Annotated in this window: 24 protein-coding genes and 1 riboswitch; of the genes, 11 read left to right on the forward strand and 13 right to left on the reverse strand. The window is 71.1% G+C overall.

The features are described from left to right. The first annotated feature begins 45 nt into the window (after nt 1-45). The 3 genes from ABZ948_RS09645 to ABZ948_RS09655 all read left to right on the forward strand — a co-directional run bounded on the left by ABZ948_RS09645 (nt 46) and on the right by ABZ948_RS09655 (nt 4,216). Complete coding sequence (locus ABZ948_RS09645) at nt 46-552, forward strand: GNAT family N-acetyltransferase (RefSeq protein ID WP_359758363.1); 507 nt, start codon at nt 46-48, stop codon at nt 550-552. A gap of 53 nt (nt 553-605) precedes the next feature. Next, nucleotides 606-735: riboswitch (cobalamin riboswitch) on the forward strand. A 122-nt stretch (nt 736-857) separates the two neighbouring features. Beyond that, entirely contained in the window at nt 858-3,209 is a 2,352-nt protein-coding gene (locus ABZ948_RS09650) for a ribonucleoside-diphosphate reductase subunit alpha (RefSeq protein WP_359758364.1), read from the forward strand. Continuing rightward, nucleotides 3,209-4,216, forward strand: coding sequence for a ribonucleotide-diphosphate reductase subunit beta (locus ABZ948_RS09655; RefSeq protein WP_359758365.1), 1,008 nt, complete (start codon nt 3,209-3,211; stop codon nt 4,214-4,216). Before ABZ948_RS09650 ends, ABZ948_RS09655 begins: the two co-directional genes overlap by 1 nt. Here ABZ948_RS09655 and ABZ948_RS09660 read toward each other — a convergent pair. Further along, on the reverse strand, nt 4,129-4,371 hold the full coding sequence (locus ABZ948_RS09660) for a hypothetical protein (protein ID WP_359758366.1): 243 nt from the start codon (nt 4,369-4,371) through the stop codon (nt 4,129-4,131). The genes ABZ948_RS09655 and ABZ948_RS09660 overlap by 88 nt on opposite strands. A gap of 93 nt (nt 4,372-4,464) precedes the next feature. On the opposite strand from ABZ948_RS09660, the gene ABZ948_RS09665 reads away from it, so the two are divergent. Next, complete coding sequence (locus ABZ948_RS09665; protein WP_359758367.1) at nt 4,465-5,427, forward strand: GlxA family transcriptional regulator; 963 nt, start codon at nt 4,465-4,467, stop codon at nt 5,425-5,427. Between the two features lie 14 nt (nt 5,428-5,441). On the opposite strand, the gene ABZ948_RS09670 is transcribed toward ABZ948_RS09665, so the two are convergent. The 10 genes from ABZ948_RS09670 to ABZ948_RS09715 all read right to left on the reverse strand — a co-directional run bounded on the left by ABZ948_RS09670 (nt 5,442) and on the right by ABZ948_RS09715 (nt 15,601). Beyond that, on the reverse strand, nt 5,442-6,812 hold the full coding sequence (locus tag ABZ948_RS09670) for a bifunctional albaflavenone monooxygenase/terpene synthase (RefSeq protein WP_359758368.1): 1,371 nt from the start codon (nt 6,810-6,812) through the stop codon (nt 5,442-5,444). Continuing rightward, the gene (cyc1, locus tag ABZ948_RS09675) at nt 6,809-7,894 is read right to left on the reverse strand and encodes an epi-isozizaene synthase (protein WP_359758369.1); all 1,086 of its coding nucleotides are present in this window, start codon (nt 7,892-7,894) and stop codon (nt 6,809-6,811) included. The genes ABZ948_RS09670 and cyc1 overlap by 4 nt, the downstream gene beginning before the upstream one ends. Nucleotides 7,895-8,189: 295 nt before the next feature. Beyond that, the gene (def, locus tag ABZ948_RS09680; protein ID WP_359758370.1) at nt 8,190-8,840 is read right to left on the reverse strand and encodes a peptide deformylase; all 651 of its coding nucleotides are present in this window, start codon (nt 8,838-8,840) and stop codon (nt 8,190-8,192) included. Nucleotides 8,841-8,972: 132 nt separating this feature from the next. Continuing rightward, nucleotides 8,973-9,953 carry a tetratricopeptide repeat protein gene (locus ABZ948_RS09685; RefSeq protein WP_359758387.1) on the reverse strand — a complete coding sequence of 327 codons (981 nt, stop codon included), beginning with the start codon at nt 9,951-9,953 and terminating at the stop codon, nt 8,973-8,975. A gap of 114 nt (nt 9,954-10,067) precedes the next feature. Then, nucleotides 10,068-11,315 carry an HD-GYP domain-containing protein gene (locus tag ABZ948_RS09690; RefSeq protein WP_359758371.1) on the reverse strand — a complete coding sequence of 416 codons (1,248 nt, stop codon included), beginning with the start codon at nt 11,313-11,315 and terminating at the stop codon, nt 10,068-10,070. Beyond that, nucleotides 11,312-12,724, reverse strand: a complete 1,413-nt coding sequence (locus ABZ948_RS09695; RefSeq protein WP_359758372.1) for an HD-GYP domain-containing protein — start codon at nt 12,722-12,724, stop codon at nt 11,312-11,314. Before ABZ948_RS09695 ends, ABZ948_RS09690 begins: the two co-directional genes overlap by 4 nt. Nucleotides 12,725-12,876: 152 nt before the next feature. Then, complete coding sequence (gene rsrA, locus ABZ948_RS09700; RefSeq protein ID WP_037766109.1) at nt 12,877-13,188, reverse strand: mycothiol system anti-sigma-R factor; 312 nt, start codon at nt 13,186-13,188, stop codon at nt 12,877-12,879. Further along, nucleotides 13,185-13,871, reverse strand: coding sequence for an RNA polymerase sigma factor SigR (gene sigR, locus ABZ948_RS09705; protein WP_031114384.1), 687 nt, complete (start codon nt 13,869-13,871; stop codon nt 13,185-13,187). Before sigR ends, rsrA begins: the two co-directional genes overlap by 4 nt. 256 nt (nt 13,872-14,127) lie before the next feature. Then, nucleotides 14,128-14,784, reverse strand: a complete 657-nt coding sequence (locus ABZ948_RS09710; protein ID WP_435857474.1) for an alpha/beta hydrolase family protein — start codon at nt 14,782-14,784, stop codon at nt 14,128-14,130. 1 nt (nt 14,785) lies between these two features. Next, complete coding sequence (locus ABZ948_RS09715; RefSeq protein ID WP_359758373.1) at nt 14,786-15,601, reverse strand: SOS response-associated peptidase; 816 nt, start codon at nt 15,599-15,601, stop codon at nt 14,786-14,788. A gap of 50 nt (nt 15,602-15,651) precedes the next feature. On the opposite strand from ABZ948_RS09715, the gene ABZ948_RS09720 reads away from it, so the two are divergent. The 4 genes from ABZ948_RS09720 (at nt 15,652) to ABZ948_RS09735 (ending at nt 19,330) form a co-directional block, all read left to right on the forward strand. Continuing rightward, nucleotides 15,652-16,374, forward strand: coding sequence for a M50 family metallopeptidase (locus tag ABZ948_RS09720; RefSeq protein WP_359758374.1), 723 nt, complete (start codon nt 15,652-15,654; stop codon nt 16,372-16,374). Between the two features lie 168 nt (nt 16,375-16,542). Then, nucleotides 16,543-17,859 (forward strand): 3-phosphoshikimate 1-carboxyvinyltransferase, encoded by a 1,317-nt coding sequence (gene aroA / locus ABZ948_RS09725; protein WP_359758375.1) that lies wholly within the window; start codon nt 16,543-16,545, stop codon nt 17,857-17,859. Nucleotides 17,860-17,875: 16 nt separating this feature from the next. Further along, entirely contained in the window at nt 17,876-18,886 is a 1,011-nt protein-coding gene (gene rsgA, locus ABZ948_RS09730) for a ribosome small subunit-dependent GTPase A (RefSeq protein WP_359758376.1), read from the forward strand. 120 nt (nt 18,887-19,006) lie between these two features. Beyond that, entirely contained in the window at nt 19,007-19,330 is a 324-nt protein-coding gene (locus ABZ948_RS09735) for a DMT family transporter (protein WP_359758377.1), read from the forward strand. Nucleotides 19,331-19,337: 7 nt separating this feature from the next. Here the strand turns inward: ABZ948_RS09735 and ABZ948_RS09740 are convergent, their stop codons facing one another. Continuing rightward, entirely contained in the window at nt 19,338-19,946 is a 609-nt protein-coding gene (locus ABZ948_RS09740; protein ID WP_359758378.1) for a TetR/AcrR family transcriptional regulator, read from the reverse strand. 212 nt (nt 19,947-20,158) lie between these two features. On the opposite strand from ABZ948_RS09740, the gene hisN reads away from it, so the two are divergent. Together hisN and ABZ948_RS09750 are read left to right on the forward strand one after the other, a co-directional pair. Continuing rightward, nucleotides 20,159-20,959, forward strand: coding sequence for a histidinol-phosphatase (gene hisN, locus ABZ948_RS09745; protein ID WP_359758379.1), 801 nt, complete (start codon nt 20,159-20,161; stop codon nt 20,957-20,959). A 110-nt stretch (nt 20,960-21,069) separates the two neighbouring features. Further along, the gene (locus tag ABZ948_RS09750) at nt 21,070-21,462 is read left to right on the forward strand and encodes a CBS domain-containing protein (RefSeq protein ID WP_359758380.1); all 393 of its coding nucleotides are present in this window, start codon (nt 21,070-21,072) and stop codon (nt 21,460-21,462) included. 81 nt (nt 21,463-21,543) lie between these two features. Here ABZ948_RS09750 and ABZ948_RS09755 read toward each other — a convergent pair whose 3' ends face one another. Next, a complete protein-coding gene (locus ABZ948_RS09755; RefSeq protein WP_359758381.1) occupies nt 21,544-22,995 on the reverse strand; it encodes a catalase in 1,452 nt (483 codons plus the stop codon). A gap of 145 nt (nt 22,996-23,140) precedes the next feature. Between ABZ948_RS09755 and ABZ948_RS09760 the strand changes: the two genes are divergently transcribed. Next, entirely contained in the window at nt 23,141-23,557 is a 417-nt protein-coding gene (locus tag ABZ948_RS09760) for a Fur family transcriptional regulator (RefSeq protein ID WP_359758382.1), read from the forward strand. Nucleotides 23,558-23,680 lie beyond the last annotated feature (123 nt).

Genomic DNA, 23,680 nt, shown 5'->3' on the forward strand with positions numbered 1-23,680 from the left:
GGAAACCCGGGCTCCGTCGTCCCTCCCCTGGGGCACACTCGGCCCATGGACATCGTCATCCGGCCGGCGGAACCCGGCGAGTACGGCCCCCTCGGTGACATCACCGCCCACGCCTACCTCCAGGACGGCCTCTTGGACTTCGGTGAGAGCGACGAGTACCTCGGCGAGCTGAAGGACGTGGCCAAGCGCGCGGCCGCCGCCGAGGTCCTGGTCGCGCTCCGGGGCGACGAGCTGCTCGGCGGCGTCACGTTCGTACCGTCCGGCGGCCCCATGGCCGACATAGCCGGCCCCGGCGAGGCCGAGATCCGCATGCTCGCCGTGTCCCGCGCGGCCCGCGGCCGGGGCGCCGGCGAGGCCCTGGTGCGCTCCTGCGTCGACCGGGCACGGGCCACGGAGGGCTGCGTACGGATCGTGCTGTCGACCCAGCGCACCATGCACTCCGCCCACCGCATCTACGAACGCCTGGGCTTCGTCCGCACGCCGGAGCGGGACTGGAACCCGGTCCCGCACCTGGACGACATCACGCTGCTCACTTACGAGTTGACGCTCTGAAGTCATCCGCGACACAACATATAGGGGCGTGATCCTCACCCGGCACAAGATGTATGCTCATGCTCGCTGTCGCCGCAGGGGAATCCGGTGCGAATCCGGAACTGTCCCGCAACGGTGTATCCATGCCTCTTTTATGGGCGCATGGGCGTCAGTCCGAGGACCTGCCGACAGTGCGCCCGGCCATCCGGCCGGTGTGCCTGACGTCCGGGCCTCGTGGAATGGGCCGGTGGACGCGACGCCGCGTGCGCTCGCGTGCTGCCCCCTGCCCTCGGCGAGGCCCCCTGCCGAGCGAGGGAGAGCCCCACGTGACCATCGCGCCAGCCGATCCGGTCTCAGCCGCAGAGAAAGAGCACGACGGTCCCGGTGCCGCGCTGCTGCGGACCCTGACCGAGCTGACCGCCGACCTCCCCGACGCCGACCCCGGCCGGGTCGCCGCCGCCGCGCTGCGCGGCCGGTCCGCGCGGGCCGACGAGTCGGAGTTGCGCGAGCTGGCGACGGAGGCGGCCGCCGGCCTCATCTCCGAGGATCCCGCCTACTCCCGGCTGGCCGCGCGCCTGCTGACGATCGGCATCCGCGAGGAGGCCGCCTCCCAGGGCGTCACGTCCTTCACCGAGTCCGTCGCGGTCGGGCACCGCGAGGGCCTCATCGCCGACCGCACCGCCGAGTTCGTACGCCTCCACGCCGCCCGCCTCGACGCTCTGATCGACACGGCCGCCGACGACCGCTTCGGCTACTTCGGCCTGCGCACGCTGCACAGCCGCTACCTGCTCCGGCACCCGATCACCCGCAAGGTGATCGAGACGCCCCAGCACTTCATGCTGCGCGTCGCCGCCGGTCTGGCCGAGGACGACACCGCGAGGTCGGTGGACGAGGTCGCCGCGCTCTACGGGCTCATGAGCCGCCTCGACTACCTGCCCTCCTCCCCCACCCTCTTCAACTCCGGCACCCGGCACCCCCAGATGTCGTCCTGCTACCTCCTCGACTCCCCCAAGGACGAGCTGGACTCCATCTACGACCGCTACCACCAGGTCGCCCGGCTGTCGAAGCACGCCGGCGGCATCGGCATCGCCTACTCCCGCATCCGGGCCCGGGGTTCGCTGATCCGCGGCACGAACGGCCACTCCAACGGCATCGTCCCGTTCCTGAAGACCCTGGACGCCTCGGTCGCCGCCGTGAACCAGGGCGGCCGCCGCAAGGGCGCCGCCGCCGTCTACCTGGAGACCTGGCACTCCGACATCGAGGAGTTCCTGGAACTGCGCGACAACACCGGCGAGGACGCCCGCCGGACGCACAACCTCAACCTCGCGCACTGGATCCCCGACGAGTTCATGCGCCGGGTGAACGCCGACGCCCCGTGGTCGCTGTTCTCCCCCGCGGACGTGCCCGAGCTGGTCGACCTGTGGGGCGAGGAGTTCGACGCCGCGTACCGGGCCGCCGAGGCGAAGGGCCTGGCGAAGAAGACCCTGCCCGCCCGCGAGCTGTACGGCCGGATGATGCGCACCCTCGCGCAGACCGGCAACGGCTGGATGACCTTCAAGGACGCCGCCAACCGCACCGCCAACCAGACGGCCGAGCCGGGCCACGTCGTGCACTCCTCCAACCTCTGCACGGAGATCCTGGAGGTCACCAGCGACGGGGAGACGGCGGTCTGCAACCTGGGGTCGGTCAACCTCGGCGCGTTCGTGGACAAGGGCGACCTCGACTGGGAGCGGCTGGACGAGACCGTCCGCACGGCCGTCACCTTCCTCGACCGGGTCGTCGACATCAACTTCTACCCGACCGAGCAGGCGGGCCGCTCCAACGCCCGCTGGCGTCCGGTCGGCCTCGGCGCCATGGGCCTGCAGGACGTCTTCTTCAAGCTGCGCCTGCCCTTCGACTCGCCCGAGGCCAAGGCACTCTCCACCCGCATCGCCGAGCGGATCATGCTCGCCGCGTACGAGGCCTCCGCCGACCTCGCCGAGCGCAACGGCCCCCTCCCTGCCTGGGAGAAGACGCGTACGGCCCGGGGCGTGCTGCACCCCGACCACTACGGCGTGGAGCCGGCCTGGCCGGAGCGCTGGGCGGCCCTGCGCGAGCGGATCGCCGCGACCGGCCTGCGCAACTCCCTGCTCCTCGCCATCGCGCCCACGGCCACCATCGCCTCCATCGCGGGCGTGTACGAGTGCATCGAGCCGCAGGTGTCCAACCTGTTCAAGCGCGAGACGCTGTCCGGCGAGTTCCTCCAGGTCAACTCCTACCTGGTCGAGGAGCTGAAGCGGCTCGGCGTGTGGGACGCCCGCAGCCGGGAGGCCCTGCGCGAGGCCAACGGCTCGGTGCAGGGCTTCGCCTGGATCCCCGAGGACGTCCGCGCGCTCTACCGCACGGCCTGGGAGATCCCGCAGCGCGGCCTGATCGACATGGCGGCGGCCAGGACCCCGTTCCTGGACCAGTCCCAGTCCCTGAACCTGTTCCTGGAGACGCCGACCATCGGCAAGCTCTCCTCGATGTACGCCTACGCCTGGAAGTCCGGGCTGAAGACGACGTACTACCTGCGCTCGCGCCCGGCGACCCGCATCGCCCGCGCCGCCCAGGCCACCGTCCCCGTGCAGGCCACCCCGGACCCCGACGCGGTCGCCTGCTCCCTGGAAAACCCCGAGTCCTGCGAGGCCTGCCAGTAATGAGCAACCAGAACCTTCTCGACCCCGGCTTCGAGCTCACCCTGCGCCCCATGCGCTACCCGGACTTCTACGAGCGCTACCGGGACGCCATCAAGAACACCTGGACCGTGGAGGAGGTCGACCTCCACTCGGACGTCGCCGACCTCGCCAAGCTGTCACCGGCGGAACAGCACCTGATCGGCCGGCTGGTCGCCTTCTTCGCGACGGGCGACTCGATCGTCGCCAACAACCTGGTGCTGACGCTGTACAAGCACATCAACTCCCCGGAGGCGCGCCTGTACCTGTCGCGCCAGCTCTTCGAGGAGGCCGTGCACGTCCAGTTCTATCTGACGCTGCTCGACACCTATCTCCCCGACCCGGAGGACCGCGCGGCGGCCTTCGCGGCCGTGGAGAACATCCCCTCCATCCGTGAGAAGGCGGAGTTCTGCTTCAAGTGGATGGACTCGGTCGAAAAGCTGGACCGGCTGGAGACCCAGGCCGACCGGCGCCGCTTCCTGCTCAACCTGATCTGCTTCGCGGCGTGCATCGAGGGCCTGTTCTTCTACGGCGCCTTCGCCTACGTCTACTGGTTCCGCAGCCGGGGGCTGCTGCACGGCCTGGCCACCGGCACCAACTGGGTGTTCCGCGACGAGACGATGCACATGTCCTTCGCGTTCGACGTGGTCGACACCGTCCGCAAGGAGGAGCCGGAGCTGTTCGACGACCGGCTCCAGCAGGAGGTGACGGACATGCTCCGCGAGGCCGTCGAGGCCGAGCTGCAGTTCGCGCGCGACCTGTGCGGTGACGGCCTCCCGGGCATGAACACCGAGTCGATGCGGCAGTACCTGGAGTGCGTCGCCGACCAGCGGCTGACCCGCCTCGGCTTCGCTCCGGTGTACGGCTCGGAGAACCCCTTCTCCTTCATGGAGCTCCAGGGGGTTCAGGAGCTGACCAACTTCTTCGAGCGGCGGCCCTCCGCGTACCAGGTGGCGGTGGAGGGCACCGTCGACCTGGACGAGGACTTCTGAGCCGGCTCGCTCTCCCGGGCCTCCTGGGCCTCCCGGATCCGATGGTCGATGCGCCGGTCGCGCACGATGCCGATCACGGACGGGAGGACCAGGAGGACCAGCGTCCCGAGTACGAAGATCATGGCGATGAGTGTCTGCGTCTGGTTCGTGTCCATGGACACCACTGTCGCGCCGATGACTCCTTACCGTCAGTGGCAGTACTGCCGTAGACCCTCGAATTACTGCCAGCGGCGAGGCACACTGGGGACATGCTGCAGAACGTGTCCGTCGCCCTCCTCGACGGTGTGAACCCCTTCGAACTCGGCGTGGTGTGCGAGGTCTTCGGCACCGACCGCAGCGACGACGGACTGCCGGTCTACGACTTCGCCGTCGCCTCGGCCGAGGGCCCGGCCCTGCGCATGAACTCGGGCCTCTCGCTGCGGGTCGAGCACGGCCTGGAGCGGCTGGAGACGGCCGATCTGATCGCCGTGCCGGCCGGGCACAGCTTCGCGACCCGGGACTTCCCGCCGGACCTGCTGGACGCCCTGCGGCGCGCCGTCGACCGCGGGGCCCGGGTCCTCAGCGTCTGCTCCGGCGCCTATGTGCTGGCCGCGGCCGGGCTGCTGGACGGGCGGCGCTGCGCCGTGCACTGGAAGCACGCGGAGGACCTCGCCCGCCGCTACCCACGCGTGACCGTCGAGCCGGACGTGCTCTACGTCGACGAGGACCCGGTGATCACCTCCGCCGGCACGGCCGCCGGCATCGACGCCTGCCTCCACCTGGTGCGCAAGGAGCAGGGCTCCGAGGTCGCCAACAAGATCGCCCGGCGGATGGTGGTGCCCCCGCACCGCGACGGCGGCCAGGCCCAGTACATCGAGCGTCCGCTGCCGCGCCCCGAGGCCGACACGATCGGCGAGGTGCTCGGCTGGATGGAGCGGCACCTCGACGAGGAGGTCACCGTCGAGCAGCTCGCCGTCCGGGCCCACATGTCGCCGCGCACCTTCGCCCGCCGCTTCCAGCAGGAGACCGGGACGACCCCCTACCGCTGGGTCCTGCGGCAGCGAGTGCTGCTGGCCCAGCGGTTGCTGGAGGCGACGGACGAGACGATGGACGCGATCGCCGGCCGAACGGGGTTCGGCAACGCGGCCGCGCTGCGCCACCACTTCGTCCGGGCCGTGGGCGCGACGCCGAACGCCTACCGGCGGACGTTCAGGGGCCCCGAAGCGGCCTGACGATCACCGGGCGGTCACCTCGGCACCGGCCGCAGCAGCAGCTCGTGCGGCCGGAGCGTGATGCCGACGCGCGTGCCGTCGTTCGAACCCGCCACCTGCTCGAAGCGGTACTTCGTGGCCAGGGCCGCCGTGATCAGCGTCAGCTGGGCCATCGAGAAGTGGTCGCTCGGGCACTTGCGGTTGCCGGTGCTGAAGGGGCTCATAGCGTGCTTCGGGATGTCCTTGACCCGGTCCGGAAGCCAGCGGTCCGGGTCGAACTCCAGGTGCCGGTCGTACGACTTCGGGTCGCGCTGGATCGCGTACGGGCTGTAGATGATGTCCGCCCCGGCCGGAATGCGGTAACCACCGAGTTCCGTGTCCCGCACCGCCCGGCGCGTCAGAATCCAGACGGCCGGACTCAAACGCATGGACTCGACGACGACATTGTTGGTGTGCCTGAGTCCTCGGACGTCTGCAAATGCCACCGGCCGCCCACCGGTGACGGCTTCCACTTCGTCGCGCACCCGGTCGGCGTGTTCAGGGTGTTCCGCCAGCATATGCAGCAGCCACATGATCGTGGAGGCCACGGTTTCACTGCCGGGGGTGAGGATCGCGACGACCTGATCGTGGATCTCCTGTTCCCCGATGGGGTCGCCATTCTCGTCCTTCGCCTCCAGCAATGCCGTCAGCAAATCGTCCGGCTTTTGACCGGATGCGCGGCGCTCGGCGACGATCTCGTCGACCAGGAGATGCAAATCGGCCAATGCCCGGTTGAATTCGCGGTTGGCCGGGAGCGGCAGCCGGTACAGCGGTCCGAGCGGGACCACCATCCGCCGGTACATGCCGCGGAAGACCGTGGCGAGCGCGACGCACAGCCGCTCCGCCCGCTCGTCCATGTAGTCGCCGCGCAGCAGGCAGCGGGCCGCGATGCGCACGGCCACCCGGAACGACTCCGAGGTGCAGTCGATCGTCCGGCCGGGCTGCCAGCGCTCGGTCAGCGCGTGCGCCTCCTCCTCCATGATCGGCCCGTAGGCGGGGATGGCGTCGAGCCGGAAGGCGGGCTGGATGGTCCGCCGCTGGCGCCGGTGCCGCGGGCCGTTCGCCGTGGCCACGCCCTCCTTGCCGAGCAGTCCCTCCAGGGACTCCCACAGCGGGCCGGCGATGATGAAGTCGTTGCTCAGCGCCAGTGCGCCGGTCAGCTCCGGGGTGGTGACGGCGTGGACCGTCTTCGGCCCGAGCCTCAGGCGGACCACCTCGCCGTGGTCGCGCAGCCGGGACATGAAGGCCAGCGGGTCGCGCACCAGCTTCCAGCCGTGGCCGAGGACGGGGATCCCGCCACCCGCCCGCGGCGGCTCGCGCAGCTCCGGGACCAGAGGTGCTTCAGGCTTCACAGACTCGACGGTCATTTCTCACCTGCCGCTTCGTTGTTGACGTACGGGGGCGTGGACCGGTCGTCCCAGCTGTCGACCATGTACCGGCCGGACTCGTGGTGGAACCAGTAGACCGAGCTGAACCAGTTCCGCATATTGCTCAGGCAGGCCCGCACGGCGGTGCTCAGTTCCTTTCCGCGCACGGTGCCGTCGGCGAGGTCGTCGGCGAACCGCAATGCCTCACGCTCGCTGTCGAGGAAATCCGTGATGCATTCCTCGACGCGTCGCCTTACTTCCACGACCGCCTGTTCCAGGGTCAGTCCCTCATGGGTGATGAGACTGATTCCCAGATTGTGCACCTCGTCGCCCGCTAATTCCTTGGGAAGCGAGCAGAGGTCGTTGTACCAGGCGGCGAATTCCTGACTCAGCAGTGCCGCCCGGCGATATGCCGGGTGTTTCCGCACCGTATCCGGAAGTTCGCACCCGGCGGTCGGTTCCAGCAGATCCGTCCAGATCCAGTGCGCGAAGGTGAGCCGACGCAACGCGAGGTATTCGTCGACGGTCGGCACGATTCCATGGGTGCGGTTGTGGAACTCGCGGTCGTATGCCTCGATCACCGCGTGGAAGTGCCGGGCGAACCGGAGGTTCCACGTCCTCGGCAGGAACGCGTACAGCCGCAGCACGCTGTCCGCGAACCCCGCCACCAGTGGATCCTCGTGGTGCAGATGCTCCCTGGGGGAGTCGAGGGCCGTGTGCAGCCGGTCCCGCAGCCGCCGCCAGCTGACCGGGCGGCCGTGCACGACATCCCGGTCGTGGCGGTCGTCCCAGACGAAGAACCAGGCGCTGTAGTCGGCGATGGCCTGCATCACCTCATCGGAGGCACCGATGTAGTACCCCGCCATGAGGTCGGTGTAGCACAGGCCGTCGGCATATTCCTCCACCTTGTCCGCGGGCATGAGCCGTTTTTCCAGGAGCCAGGCCCGGGTCTTCTCCTGGCACTTCGGCCAATACGGGTGGAGTTGCCGGGGAAACGCCGCCTCGATCACCGGGAGAGAGAGCGACGGTGGTACTGCGATCGTGGTCGGTGCCGATGTGGTGCCGTGTGACAAAGCATGCACGAACTAACCCCTCTCAGCCGCCAGTTGGCGCGGGCGCCCCTCCCTTCGTGCCGGGCGTGCGCCGTTGCATACCCCGCTCATCCCATTCAGCACTACAACTGACCGTTCTGGGAACGCATTTGCTTCATTCACTACCCCACAGTGCCGGGATCCTCCCGTTGTGTGACTGGTGCGGGATCATCAGGAGAGCAGAAGCGATCGAACGTGCGACGGACAGGCGAACGGCACAGACGAACGGCGCCTGTTCAGGGTGGGAAACCCGAACAGACGCCGTGCGCCTGGTGAGGCTGAGGTCTCAGTCGTTCGCGACCACGGGGTAGCGGGGCTCGTTCTCGGCCATCTGCCGCAGCGCGTCCTTGCGCTCGCGCTTGGAGAGCCGGTCGATGTACAGGTATCCGTACAGGTGGTCGGTCTCGTGCTGCAAACACCGTGCGAAGTATCCGGTGCCGCGCACCTTGATCGGGTTGCCCTGCTCGTCCTGCCCGGTCACCTCGGCGTAGTCGGGCCGGGCGAGCGGCGCGTACGCGGTGGGCACCGACAGGCAGCCCTCGTTGCTGTCGTCGAGCCGGCGCTTCTCCGCGGGCAGTTCGACGAGCTTGGGGTTGCAGACCACGCCGGTGTGGCGGACGCCCTCGTCGTCCGGGCAGTCGTAGACGAAGACCTTCGCGTCGACGCCGATCTGGTTGGCGGCGAGCCCCACGCCCTCGGCCGTGCGCTGGCTGGCGAACATGTCCGCGACGAGCTGCTGCAGCTCCTCGCCGAAGTCGGTGACGTCCTTGCACTCCTTGTGCAGCACCGGGTTCCCGACCACCGTGATCGGCCGCGAGGTCCCCTTCTCCCGCCAGGCCGCCTCGCGCTCCTCGCAGTCCTCCGTGTCGATCACGTACCCCTCGTCATCGACGGGGAGCACGCCCGCGCGCTGCTGATCGGTGTCGTGCTGAGCCATGACGTTACGTACGCCTTCCTGAAACTGACCGGGCTGAGATGCTGATACAGGGTACGCGGGTGTCGGACACCGTTTTTGGGGGCGCGGGGAACTGCGCGAGCAACCGCAACGCAGCCGCACACGACGACGGCGCTAGCACACCTCTTCCAAATCCCGCCAATCCCGAGAATCCGGACTGTCGGCGACCCACCCGTCCAGCAACCCCCGAACCAGCGAAGCCGGCGCAGCCAACCCGCACTCCCGCTCGGGAACCCACAGCTGCCCGTCCGTCCGATGCCCCAGCGGCCCGGGATGCCCCGGCTCACTGTGATCATGCGGATCAAGATGCTCCCCGTCACCCTCGTCCGACGGCATCCGGGACTCCGAGCACATCCGGCACAGCAACCGCACCGAGGAGGACCAGTCCTCCGCGGCGAACCCGGCGTCCGCGGCCAGCTGCTCCAGCGCGTCCCGATCCGACTCGGTGGCCGCTTCCAGCAGGACGACCCAGGTCGGCGCGGGAGACGGCGCCCACAGCTCGATCTCGTCGAACACCGGGTACGTGTGCCCGGCGGCCGTGGTCCGCTCCCCGTGCGGCACCCCGTCGTGCAGCACGACCTCGCCCCAGCGCCGCCCCGACGACGGCAGCGGGATCGACAGCACCTCGATCCGCGCGGGATCCAGCCGCCGCCCCCACACGACCTCGGCCTCCCCCTCCGGGGACAGCCGCACGGCCGCGCTGCCGAGGTCCATGCCGAGGGGCTCACCGGAGTCGTTGGCCGCCCCCGGCACCCGCAGCCCGTAGGCCTGCCAGGCGCGCCGGGCCAGCGGCCAGTCCTGGAGGGCGGTGGCGGCGATGCCGACGTTCCACCAGTCGGGGGCGCCGGTGTCCCGGTCGAGCAGCGCCACGGCCCGCAGACCCGCCGCCCGCGCCTGCTCCCAGTCGTGCCGGAACTTGTGCAGCAGGGCGAGGTTGAACCAGGACTCGGACAGCCAGGGCTCGAGGTCGGCGGCACGTGTCAGCAGTGCGCCCGCGTCCTCGTACCGGCCGTCGCCGATGAGCGTGAACGCCCGGTCTGTGGCCTGCCGCCAGGAGGCGGAGGGCCGGTGCCGTCCCTTGCCGAAGATCCTCACGATTCCCTGCCAGTTCCGTGCGGTGGGCTGGCCGTAGCCGTGCTTCGAGCCCCCGGACACCTTCTCCTTCGCATCCAACCACGTACGGCCTCCGGGGCGCTCATTACCCATGGGTTACCCAGCCAGGGGCAGGGTCAGACTGCTCCTCGCCAGTACCCGGGCCAGTGATTCCACCACCTCCGGGGCGTACTCCCCGGCGGTGGCGAGCCGGAGTTCCTCCAGCGCCGTCAGCGGTCCGCCGGGCCCGCCTTCCCGGGACTTCTCCTCGTAAGCGTTGACGGCCCGGACGATGCGCGCGGCGAGCGGCTGCTCCGCGTAGGGGTCGGCCTGCCGTTCCACGACCACGGCGACCGCCTCGTCGACCCCCGTCTGCCGTACGACGGCGCCGCCGAGCAGCGCGATGCGCCGCTGCTCCGCTGCGGGCAGGCCGGCGGTGGCGCCCGCCGGCACCGGGTCGACGAGGCTGAGCTGGCCGATGTCGTGCATGAGCGCGGCGTACTCCAGCACGGCCAGCTCGGGCTCGGTCAGGCCCAGGTCACGGCCGACGGCCTGGCTGAGCGCGGCGACGCGCCGGGCGTGCCCGCAGGGGGTGTAGCCGGCGACCTCGGTGGCCCGGGCGAGGGAGGCGATGGTCTGCCGGTAGGTCGCCCGGACGGCCGTGTACCGCCGGAACGACATCTGGGCGAGCAGCAGCGGCACGGAGAAGACGGGCAGCGCCCACAGCCCCACGACGGCGACCGCCAGCGCCATCACCGCCCCGGTCGCGATGACGGCGGACCCGATGCCGTACAGGGCGCGCAGTTCGTCCCGCAGCACCGGTCCGAAGGGCCAGCCGGTGCGGGAGTGGGCCAGCGCGGCGGCGAGCACCGCGTCGCACAGGGCGGTCAGGGACAGCAGCGCGAGCAGCAGCAGCGCGTAGGCGGGGCCGCCCCAGTCGTCGAACATGCCGCGGTTGTACGGGGGCTGGAAGCACACGGCGACGAAGCCGACGGTGAGGACGCGGCGCGACAGGTGGTCGAGCGTGGGCCCCTGGCCGCGTGCGACGTGCGGCACGCTGCCGAGCAGCGAGGCGGCCAGGACGACGGCGACGACCTGGGCGGGACCGTGGTGCGTGGCCCGGCCGCCGGCCTCCCCGAGCAGCGCGTACGACAGGGCCGCGGCTGCGCCGAGCGGTGCGGGCTCCCTGATCCGGGCGTCGTTGCGCCGGGTGAGTTCCCCGACGGTGACGAGGACGCCGAAGGCGAGGGCGACGCGGCGTTCCTCGAGTCCGCCGTAGAGGGTGACCGCGAGGGAGCCGGCGGCGAGGAGGGCGGCACAGGCGTGGACGAGGGTGAGGAGCGGGGGCTGCCGCCGCGGGCTCATCGGTGTGCTCCGGGCCGGCTGGAGACGGGTGCGCCGGGCGGGGGCACACGCGGCGGGCGGGCGTCCGGCGCGCCCTCGGCGCCCTCAGCGTCCTCGGCGCCCTCAGCGTCCTCGGCGTCCTCGGCGCCCTCAGCGTCCTCGGTGCCGTCGGCGGTCACGGCGGGGCGCCACCCCGCCCGCCCGACGGCCTCGACCAGGGCGGCGACCATCACGGGGTCGAACTGGCTGCCCGCGCACCGCTCCAGCTCCGCCAGGGCCACCGGCACGGGCCGGGCCCTGCTGTAGCAGCGGTTGGAGGTCATGGCGTCGAAGGCGTCCGCGACCGCCACGACCCGCGCGGACTCCGGGATCTGACGGCCCACCAGGCCGTACGGGTAGCCGCTGCCGTCCAGCCGCTCGTGGTGGTGCAGCACGGCGGCCCGGGCCTCCCCGAGGAAGCCGATGCCGCGCACCATCTCGTGCCCGTACTCGGGGTGCAGCTCGATCACCCGGCGCTCCTCGGGCGTCAGCGGCCCGTTCTTCCGGAGCAGCCGGGTGGGCACGCCGAGCTTGCCCACGTCGTGCAGGATGCCGGCGAAGCGGAGCACCTCGACGCGCTCGTCGTCCATGCCCAGCTCGCGGGCGATCATCATGGAGGCCTGTCCGACGCGCTCGCTGTGCCCGCGCGTGTACCCGTCCTTGATGTCGACGGCCTGGACGAGGGCCCGGATGGTCGCCTGGTGGGCGGCCCGTTCCCGGTGGTACTGGGCGAACGCCCACCACGAGACGCACATCGGCAGCAGCACGAGCAGGGCGGCCACGGGGCCGTACGGGCTGCGCCACAGCACGGCCATCATCAGCCCGGCGAGCCCGTGCACGGCGATCGGCGCCAGGGAGCGCGCCACCAGCCCCCGCCAGGCCCGCCGCACCGGCACGCGCTCGGCCACGGCGAGGATCCCGCCGTCGAGCAGGGCGAGCACCAGGCAGAACGCCAGCACGGCCGCCCCGGCCGGCCCGAGCGCGTAGGGGACGTCGCCCGCGGCGACCGCGTCCCGGCCGCCGAGCAGCCAGTGCGTCCTGGCCGCGGCCCACACCCCGAGGACGAGCTGGGCGGCCCGCCAGATCCGCCGCAGTGCCACGGGCCGCTGCTCGACCTGCGAGAGCAGCGCACCGGGTACCGCCACCAGGGCGGCGGCGGGCGCGGGCAGCAGAAAGGCACCGGCGAGCAGCACGGGGTAGAAGGTCCCGGCCGGATGGGAGATCCCGACGAACCGGGACCGGGCGACGCGCTCACAGCCCGCGTACAGCGCGGCGAGCAGCGCCACGGCCCACCAGGGCGTGCGGACGCCCGGCAGGGGCAGCAGGCAGAGCAGGGCCGTGATGGCGACACAGGCGACGTACGTGCGTACCCGCGCCGGTACCGCTTCCATGAGCCCCTCCCCGGCCATGTCCGTCAGGCCCGGAGCCTAGGGCGGAGGCGGGGGGTTCCGCGGGCGGATGACCCGCGGGTTAGCACGTTCGAGTGACGCGTTCGAGGGTGACTGCCCGCCCGGGGGCGGGGTAGTCGGAAGGCGCGGGAGTGTCAGGACTCCTGCGGTGTGGCGGGCGAGGCCGTGACGTCCTGCTCGGGGACGGCCTGTCCGGAGCGGATCAGCTCGATCCGCCCCATGACCTTGGCGCGCAGGTCGCCCGGTACGTCGTCATGCCCGCAGCAGCGCTTGACCAGCTTCTTCACGGCCTGTTCGAGCCCGTACTTCTCGAGACAGGGCGAGCACTCCTCGAAGTGGTGCTCGAACTTCACGCAGTCCGAGTCCGGCATCTCACGGTCGAGGAACTCGTAGAGATGATCGAGGATTTCGCTGCAATCCGTCTCGTGCGGCTCTCCGCAGCTCATGACCCCGAGCCTTTCGCTTCGTTCGACTCTCCGGCGCCGGCCGGAACCATCCCCCGCTCGCGGGCGTAGTCCTCCAGCATGCCGCGCAGCTGACGGCGGCCCCGGTGCAGCCGGGACATCACCGTACCGATGGGTGTGCCCATGATGTCGGCGATCTCCTTGTAGGCAAAGCCCTCGACGTCCGCCAGATAGACGGCGATGCGGAACTCCTCGGGGATCGCCTGGAGCGCTTCCTTCACGTCCGAGTCGGGCAGGTGGTCGAGCGCCTGCGACTCCGCGGAGCGCAGACCCGTCGACATGTGCGACTCGGCGCGGGCGAGCTGCCAGTCCTCGATCTCCTCGGCCGCCGAGCGCTGCGGCTCGCGCTGCTTCTTGCGGTACGAGTTGATGAAGGTGTTGGTGAGGATCCGGTACAGCCACGCCTTGAGGTTGGTGCCCTCGCGGAACTGGTGGAAGGACGCGTACGCCTTGGCGTACGTCTCCTGCACCAGGTCCTCGGCGTCGGCCGGGTTGCGCGTCATGCGCAGCGCGGCCGAGTACATCTGGTCGAGGAACTCGAGCGCGTCCCGCTCGAAGCGCGCGCTGCGCTCCGCGGCCGTCTCCGCGCCCGTGCCGCCCTGGCCCTCGGGCTGCTCCGCCTGGCCGTGTTCGGTCCCTGCGTCGGTCCCAGTGACCGGACCCACCTCCTCCAGTGTTCTCGTGAGACCGAGACCGGTCTCACCCGAATCGGAGGATAGACGACGATCCGGTCCGCCCGCCGCCCGAATAGAGGCGGTCTTGCCCGCGTGCAGCACCGTCCAGTCCAGGTCGGCACGGCTGCTGCGGGTCGGGCAGATGGTCGAACCCATGCGGCGGACTCCCTCTCCTACGACGTCGGTGCTGGTCTCCAGCACGTACGTCCCGCACAACAGCGCTCGCCGCCCCGGCATTCCCGGAGCTTCACCCGAGTGACCCGGTCCACTCCACGACCGCGTCCGTGATGACCGCCACGGCCTCGTCCTGCGAGATCTCCGCACGTTTGGGCACGGCGAAGCCGTGATCTCCGTACGGGACCTCCACGAGTTCGTAGGCGCCCTGGGGGAACTCCTCCGGCTTGCCGAACGGGTCGTTGCCGCCCTGGACGACCAGGGTGGGCACCCCGGCGCCCAGCAGCTCCTCGGCGCGGGACTTCTCCGGCTTGCCCGGCGGATGCAGCGGGAAGCTGAGCGCCAGCACGGCGTGGGCGCCCAGCTCGGCGGCGGTACGGCAGGCGACCCGGGCCCCGGCGCTGCGCCCGCCGGAGATCACCGGCAGACCCGATTTCGCCAGGGCGGGCCAGATGCCGCGCCAGCCGGCGTCCAGGGTCTTCGGAGCGGGCGCCAGCTTCTTCCCGGCCACCCGCCAGGGCTGCTCCACCCGGGCGACGGCCACGCCGTGGGCGGGCAGGACCTCGGCCAGGGCCACCAGGTCACGGGCCTCGATGCCACCGCCCGCGCCGTGGCTGACGGCGAGCACCAGCCGGGCCTTCTTCGCGCCGTGCCAGGTGATGCGGGCGGTTCCGGCGTCGGTCTCGACGGTCTCGATGGCCGTGCCGGCGGTCTTCGTCACATGCGTCACGTCAGAAGAGTGTGCCCTCTTCGGGTCCTTCCAGCTCCTTGAGCAGCTCCGGCCCGTTGTTGCGGACGTTGCTGACGGCCGTGGCGACGGGGTAGGCGCGCATCAGCCCGGCGGGCGGCGGGGCGAGCAGCTCGCGCAGCTCGTCGGCGTCCGTGCGGGAGGGGTCGAGCCAGGCGTCCCAGCGGTCGGGCGTGAGCATCAGCGGCATCCGGGGGTGGATGTCGGCCAGCGCCCGCGGCCCCTCGGCCGGGGCGACGGCGAGCGGGCTCTGCTCGGCCTCGGTGGTGATGACGGAACACGTCACCCACCAGGCCTGCGGGTGGTCGTCCGGCAGCGTCCGGTCCCGCCAGAACTCGTACAGCCCGGCCATCGCGAAGACCGACCCGTCCGCCGGGGTCACGAAGTAGGGCTGCTTGCGGGGCCGCTTCTTCTTCCCCTCCACCTCCAGCTCGCGCTCCTGCGTGCCGGTGACCCACTCGTAGTAGCCGTCGGCGGGCAGGATGCAGCGCCGGGAGGTGAAGGCGCGGCGGTAGGACGGCTTCTCGTGGACGGTCTCCGCGCGGGCGTTGATCATCCGGGCGCCGCCCTCGGGGGTCTTCGACCAGGACGGCACGAGCCCCCACTTCAGCGTGCGCAGCTGCCGAACCGGGCGCGGGTCGTCCGCGTCTTTCAGGGGGCGGTCCAGGACGGCGTAGACCTCCTTGGTGGGCGCCACGTTGTAGTCGGGCTCGAGGGTCTCCTCGGGCTCCCACTTCTCGATCTCAAAGATTCCTGCGAGATCCTCTGGCCTACGACTCGCCGAATACCGTCCGCACATACGTGCCACACTGCCAGATTCCATCCGACCACAGGGAGCCATTGCCCCACATGGACAGCACCGCAACCGCCTCGCTCGCCTCCCTCTGGGACGAGGTGTCCGGCACCCAGCCCGACCCCGACCTGTGGGTGGTGATCGCGACCCTGGCCGCCGCGCTCGCCGTGGTGGTCCCGCACGGTCTGTGGCGCATCTCGCGCAACGCCATCACCATCGCCCACGAGGGCGGCCACGGGCTGGTGGCCCTGCTGAGCGGCCGCACCCTCACCGGCATACGGCTGCACTCGGACACCAGCGGCCTGACCGTCAGCCGCGGCAAGCCGTACGGCATCGGCATGATCCTCACCGCGGCCTCCGGCTACACCGCCCCGCCCCTGCTGGGCCTCGGCGGCGCGGCCCTGCTGGGCGCCGGCCGCATCACGCTCCTGCTGTGGCTGGCGACGGCCCTGCTGCTGGCCATGCTCGTGATGATCCGCAACGCCTACGGCGCCCTCACCATGATCATCACCGGTGGGCTCTTCGTCCTGGTGTCCTGGCTGGCCGGTCCGCAGGTGCAGGCGGCGTTCGCGTACGCGGTGGTGTGGTTCCTGCTGATCGGCGGGGTGCGCCCGGCCTTCGAACTCCAGGCGAAGCGGGCGCGCGGCGGGGCGGGCGACTCGGACGCGGACCAGCTGTCGCGACTGACGCACGTACCGGCGGGATTGTGGTTCTTCCTGTTCCACGCCGTGTCGCTGTGCTCGCTGATCGGGGGCGGGCGCTGGCTGCTGGAGATGTGACCGGGGTCCGGCACGGCTGAGCCGCGTGGGTGCGCCCGGCCACGACGGCCCGCACTCCGGCCCGGCACCGCTGAGCCGCGTGGGTGCGCCCGGCACCGCTGAGCCGCGCGGGTGCGCCCGGCACCGACGGCCCGCACTCCGGCAACGGCCTGCTTATAAAGTAAAGGCATGGCCCCGAACACCGCAGACACCGCCCTCTGGCCCGCCCCGCACGCGAGCGGAGCCGTCGACGCGACGGTCCACGTGCCCGGGTCCAAGTCGGTCACCAACCGCGCCCTGGTCCTCGCCGCCCTCGCCTCGGAGCCGGGCTGGCTGCGCCGCCCCCTGCGTTCCCGCGACACCCTGCTGATGGCCGGCGCGCTGCGCGCGATGGGCGTCGAGATCGAGGAGGGCGTGGGCCCCGACGGCACGGGCGAGGCCTGGCGGGTGCTGCCCACGGGCCTGCGCGGCCCGGCCACGGTCGACGTCGGCAACGCCGGCACGGTCATGCGGTTCCTGCCGCCGGTCGCCGCGCTCGCCGACGGCCCGATCCGCTTCGACGGCGACCCCCGTTCCTACGAGCGTCCGCTCGACGGCGTCATCGACGCGCTGCGCCTGCTCGGTGCCCGGATCGACGACGACGGCCGCGGCGCGCTGCCGCTGACCGTGCACGGCGGCGGTGCCCTGGACGGCGGCCCGGTCTCGATCGACGCGTCCTCCTCGTCGCAGTTCGTGAGCGCCCTGCTGCTGTCCGGCCCGCGCTTCAACCAGGGCGTCGAGGTCCGTCACACCGGTGCCACGCTGCCGTCCATGCCGCACATCCGGATGACCGTGGACATGCTGCGTGCGGTCGGCGCCCAGGTGGACACGCCCGAGTCGGGCGGTGAGCCGAACGTCTGGCGGGTCACGCCGGGCGCCCTGCTCGGCCGGGACCTGGTCATCGAACCGGACCTGTCGAACGCCCAGCCGTTCCTGGCGGCGGCCCTGGTCACGGGCGGCAAGGTCGTCATCCCGGACTGGCCGGCCCGCACCACCCAGCCCGGTGACCGGCTGCGCGAGATCTTCACCGAGATGGGCGGTTCCTGCGAACTGACCGAGTACGGCCTGGTGTTCAGCGGCTCCGGTGCGATCCACGGCATCGACGTCGACCTGAGCGAGGTCGGCGAGCTGACGCCGGGCATCGCGGCGGTCGCGGCCCTCGCCGACTCGCCGTCGACCCTGCGCGGCGTGTCCCACCTGCGGCTGCACGAGACGGACCGCCTGGCCGCGCTGACCAAGGAGATCAACGAGCTCGGCGGTGACGTCACGGAGACCGCCGACGGCCTGCACATCCGCCCGCGCCGGCTGCACGGCGGGATCTTCCACACCTACGACGACCACCGCATGGCCACGGCCGGCGCGATCATCGGCCTCGCGGTGGAGGGCGTGCAGATCGAGAACGTGGCGACGACGGCCAAGACCCTGCCCGACTTCCCCGACCTGTGGACCGGGATGCTCGGGGCGTAGGACGCGGGGACCAGTCATGCGCCGCTACGGCAAGCACACCGACGAGGACGACATCCGCACCCGCCCGGGCCGCCGGAACACCCGGCCCCGGACGAACATCCGGCCCAAGCACGAGGACGCCGCCGAGGGCCTCGTCCTCACCGTCGACCGGGGCCGTCTGACCTGCCTCGTCGAGGACCGGGTGATCATGGCGATGAAGGCCCGCGAACTGGGCCGCAAGGCGGCCGTGGTCGGCGACCGGGTGGCCCTCGTCGGCGACCTGTCGGGCAGGAAGGACACACTGGCCAGGATCGTGCGCATCGAGGAGCGCACGTCCGTGCTGCGCCGCACGGCGGACGACGACGATCCCTTCGAGCGCGTGGTCGTCGCCAACGCCGACCAGCTGGCCGTCGTCACCGCCCTGGCCGACCCGGAGCCCCGGCCGCGCCTGATCGACCGCTGCCTGGTCGCCGCCTGGGACGGTGGCCTGGAACCGCTGCTGGTGCTGACCAAGTCGGACCTCGCCCCGCCCGAGAAGCTGCTGGAGCTCTACGGCGACCTCGACATCCCCTACGTCGTCACCAGCCGGGCGGAACTGGAGTCCGGCGCCGCCGTCGAGCGGGTGCGCGAGCAGCTCGACGGCAAGATCACCGCGTTCGTCGGGCACTCCGGTGTCGGCAAGACGACCCTGGTCAACGCGCTGGTGCCCGAGGAGCGGCGGCGTTCGACCGGGCATGTGAACGCGGTGACGGGCCGCGGCCGGCACACCACCACCTCGGCGCTGGCGCTGCCGCTGTCCGACAGCGACGGCTGGGTGATCGACACGCCGGGCGTGCGGTCCTTCGGGCTCAACCACGTCGACCCGTCCCGGGTCATCCACGCCTTCCCCGACCTGGAGCCGGGCACCGAGGGCTGCCCGCGCGCGTGCAGTCACGACGAGCAGGACTGCGCGCTGGACGCGTGGGTGTCCGAGGGGCACGCCGACCCGGCCCGGCTGTACTCGCTGCGCCGGCTGCTGGCCACCCGGGAGCGCAAGGAAGGCGACTGACCTCCGCGTTGTTTGTGATGGCGTGCGGACGGTAAGTGCATAATCGCACCAAGCCGGATGCAAGCCTGAGCAAAACGCGACGAAGCGGTCACTGAACGTGAGGCTACGGGAGGACGACACATGGCGTGGCTGCTGGTCATCGTGGCCGGGTTGCTCGAGACCGGTTTCGCCGTGTGCCTGAAGCTGTCGCACGGCTTCACCCGGCTCTGGCCGACGGTCGCGTTCTGCGTCTTCGCCCTCGGCAGCTTCGGTCTGCTGACCCTTGCCCTGAAGAGACTCGACGTCGGTCCCGCCTACGCCGTGTGGACCGGCATCGGGGCGGCGGGGACGGCGATCTACGGCATGGTGTTCCTGGGTGACCTGGTGTCGACGCTGAAGATCGTGTCGATCAGCCTGGTCATCATCGGCGTGATCGGGCTGCAGTTGTCCGGTTCGACGCACTGACGGGCCGTCAACCGGCGTGCCGGTGCAGGGCGCTGCGGACGAGGTCGGCGACGCCGCCGTCGCCGGGCGGCGCGGCCACGCAGGACAGCGCGAGCCGGACGGCGAGTTCACAGGAGCGGGCCAGCTCGGCGGTGTCGGACTTGGGTGTGCCCGGCCCGGCCAGGACCGAGACGGCCCGGTCGCGGACGAGGGCGACGAAGTCGCCGGGCGAGGGCAGCGGGCCGTCGGCGCGGCGCTGGGCCGGCACGGCGGAGGTGGACGGGACGGCCGACAGGGCCGGGGAGGGCAGCCGTTCGCTCCAGCAGCCGGTGAGCATGGCGCGGACGAGGGCGTTGTCACGGGCCGCGGAGGTGGTCCACTCGGCGGTGGCGGTGAGCCGGTCGCGCGGCTCGCTGTGCTCGGCGAGGGCGCGGTCGACACCCGCGAGGTAGCCGTCGGCTTCCCTTCTCACCAGCGCCCGGGCGAGCCCGTCCTTGCTGCCGAACTCGTTGTACAGCGTCTGCCGGGAGACTCCGGCCGCCGCGGCCACGTCCACCATGCGCACAGCGGACCACGGCCGGCGCGCCAGCGCCGTGTAAGCGGCGTCCAGTAGAGATTCCCGCGCTGCAGGCATCATCGCCTCCCCTTGGGGCGAGCGGCTCTGCGCCCAGATTTGACGCGCGTGAAACCACTGTCAAGGGTTCGCGAACGCGCGTGGGGGCGCGTTTCGGCCGTGTCGCGCGGGGCGTCCGCCCGACCGGGCGCCCCTCAAGCGGGTCACCCCACCACTCCCCCACCCACACAAACCCCCTGTAGCCCCACCCCCACCTCGGCAGATAGGTTCGTCACATGCCCGACTATCTCGACGACCTGCGCCTCGCCCACGTCCTCGCCGACGCCGCGGACGCCGCGACGACGGACCGGTTCAAGGCCCTCGACCTCAAGGTCGAGACCAAACCGGACATGACCCCGGTGAGCGAAGCGGACAAGGCCGCGGAAGAACTCATCCGCGGCCAACTCCAGCGCGCCCGCCCGCGGGACGCGATCCTCGGCGAGGAGTACGGCGTCGAGGGCACCGGCCCCCGCCGCTGGGTGATCGATCCGATCGACGGCACGAAGAACTACGTGCGCGGCGTCCCCGTCTGGGCCACTCTCATCTCCCTCATGGAGGCCGGCGAGGGCGGCTTCCAGCCGGTCGTCGGCGTCGTCTCCGCCCCGGCCCTCGGCCGCCGCTGGTGGGCCGCGAAGGGCCACGGCGCGTTCTCCGGCCGCAGCCTCACCAAGGCCTCCAAACTGCAGGTCTCCCGCGTCTCCAAGCTCTCCGACGCGTCCTTCGCCTACTCGTCGCTCAGCGGCTGGGAGGAGCAGGGCCGCCTGGACGGCTTCCTGGACCTGACCCGCGAGGTGTGGCGCACACGCGCGTACGGCGACTTCTGGCCGTACATGATGGTCGCGGAGGGCTCCGTCGACATGTGCGCCGAGCCGGAGCTGTCCCTGTGGGACATGGCCGCCAACGCGATCATCGTCACGGAGGCCGGCGGCAGCTTCACGGGGCTCGACGCCCGCCCGGGCCCGCACAGCGGCAACGCGGCCGCGTCGAACGGCCTGCTCCACGACGAGTTGCTCGGATACCTCAACCAGCGCTACTGACTGCCCCCTTGTTGACCCTCCCTTTGCCTGCCACTCTGGGAGTCCCCCCACTTGTGAACTTGTGAAAAGCTGAACAAAGGCGGGGACACTCCCAGGAGGTGGCTCCATCCATGCTCGTCCGTGACGCCATGAGCACCGTCGTCCTCACCATCGGTCCGACCCACACGCTCCGCCAGGCCGCCGCGCTGATGTCCGCCCGCCGGGTCGGCGCGGCGGTGGTCCACGACCCGGACGCCGGCGGCATCGGCATCCTCACCGAACGCGACATCCTCAACTCCGTGGGCCTCGGCCAGGACCCGGACACGGAACGCGCCCACGCCCACACCACCACCGACGTCGTGTTCGCCGCTCCGGCCTGGACCCTGGAGGAGGCGGCCGGCGCCATGGCCCACGGCGGTTTCCGGCACCTCATCGTGCTGGACGGCGGCGAACCCGCCGGCATCGTCTCGGTCCGCGACATCATCCGCTGCTGGGCTCCGGCACGTCAGCGGGTCCCCGCCTGACGGCCCCGGAGCGAACGGACGGGCCGGGCCCCCGAGGGGAACCCGGCCCGTCCACTACCGCAAGCGGTCCAGTGCTGGAGTTCAGCCGCGCAGGGCCTGGACCGCGGCCTCCAGCCGCTTGCCGTAGTCTCCGTCGGCCCGACGGAAGTTCTCGATCGCCCGCTCGACGATGTCGTCGCGCGAGACCTTGGCGATGAAGCCCGCCAGGTTGGCGATCAGGCGCTCCTTCTCGTCCTCCGACATCAGCCGGTAGAGGTTGCCCGCCTGGACGAAGTCGTCGTCCTCGGCGTGCACCGGAGCCGGGTGGTTGCCGGTGGCGCCGCTCACGGCCGTGGCGGACCACAGCGGCCGGTCCGTCTGGTACGGGCCGCCGAAGCTGTTCGGCTCGTAGTTCTTGGCGCCCCCGTGACGACCGTCGTAGAGGTACCCGTCACGGGAGTTGGTGCGCGCCACGGTGGCGTGCGGGCGGTTCACCGGCAGGTGGTCGGCGTTGATCCCGACGCGGTAGCGGTGGGCGTCGCCGTACGCGAAGAGGCGGCCCTGGAGCATCTTGTCCGGGGACGGACCGATGCCCGGCACGAAGTGGGCGGGGCTGAAGACCGACTGCTCGACCTCGGCGAAGATGTTCTCCGGGTTGCGGTCGAGCTCCAGCTTGCCGATCTCGACGACCGGGTAGTCCGCGTGCGGCCAGACCTTGGTCAGGTCGAACGGGTTGAACCGGTACGTCGCCGCCTCGGCCACCGGCATGATCTGCACGCCGACGGTCCAGCTCGGGTACTCGCCGCGCTCGATCGCCTCGCGCAGGTCACGCTGGTGCGAGTCGGGGTCCTCACCGGCGAGCCGGGCGGCCTCCGCGCTGGTGAGGTTCTTGATCCCCTGGTCCGTCTTGAAGTGGTACTTCACCCAGAAGGCCTCACCGGCCGCGTTGCTCCACCGGAAGGTGTGCGAGCCGAAGCCGTCCATGTGCCGGTACGAGGCCGGGATGCCCCGGTCGCCGAAGAGCCAGGTCACCTGGTGCGTGGACTCGGGCGACAGGCTCCAGAAGTCCCAGACGTTGTCCGCCTCGGTCGAGCCGGTGTACGGGTCGCGCTTCTGGGTGTGGATGAAGTCCGGGAACTTGATGGCGTCCTTGATGAAGAACACCGGGGTGTTGTTGCCGACGAGGTCGTAGTTGCCCTCCTCGGTGTAGAACTTCAGCGCGAAGCCGCGCGGGTCGCGGACGGCGTCCGCCGCGCCCAGGTTGCCGGCCACGGTCGAGAAGCGCAGGAAGACCTCGGTCTGCTTGCCGATCTCGGAGAGGAACGCGGCGCGCGTGTACGGGGTGACATCGGCGGTCACCGTGAAGGTGCCGTAGGCGCCCGCACCGCGCGCGTGCACCACGCGCTCCGGGATGCGTTCACGGTTGAAGTGGGCCAGCTTCTCCAGCAGGAGCTGGTCCTGGACGAGCACCGGGCCGCCGACGCCCGCGGTCTCGCTGTTCTGGTTGTCGGCGACCGGAGCCCCGGCCTCCGTCGTAAGCGGTCCCTGCGTCACGTGCGCCTCCTGCACCCATCCTGGCCAAACCTGATCCTTGGCCAAAGTCGTTCTCGATCCTACAATAGACATTGTCTAAAGCAAGCGCGGCTCTAAAGTCACACCTGTTCGGGACCTGGTCCCCTTTGCTGTTAGGCTGGTGGCCATGAGTGACCTTCTGGAACGCCTGCGCGGACGCGGATGGCGGATGACCGCGCAGCGGCGCGTCGTGGCCGAGGTCCTCGACGGCGAACACGTCCATCTGACGGCCGACGAGGTCCACGCCCGGGCCGTCGCCAAGCTGCCCGAGATCTCCCGGGCGACCGTCTACAACACGCTCGGCGAGCTCGTCTCCCTCGGCGAGGTGCTGGAGGTCTCCACCGACCAGCGCGCCAAGCGGTACGACCCGAACGCCCACCGGCCGCACCACCACCTGGTCTGCGCCCAGTGCGGCGCGATCCGGGACGTGCACCCGATCGGCAACCCGCTGGCGGACCTCCCCGACTCCGAGCGCTTCGGCTTCACGGTCTCCGACGTCGAGGTGACGTACCGCGGCGTCTGCCCGAACTGCGCGGCCGCCTAGTCTTCGCAAGGCCAAAGCCCCGGCACCGCGAGGAACGCGGACAGCCGCGCCTCCAGCTCCTTGTGCACCTCCTGGGTGCCGCAGATGAAACGGACGGAGGCCATGCCGTAGCCCCAGCGGTCC

The organism is Streptomyces olindensis (genome assembly GCF_040645895.1).
Lineage (GTDB): Bacteria > Actinomycetota > Actinomycetes > Streptomycetales > Streptomycetaceae > Streptomyces > Streptomyces olindensis.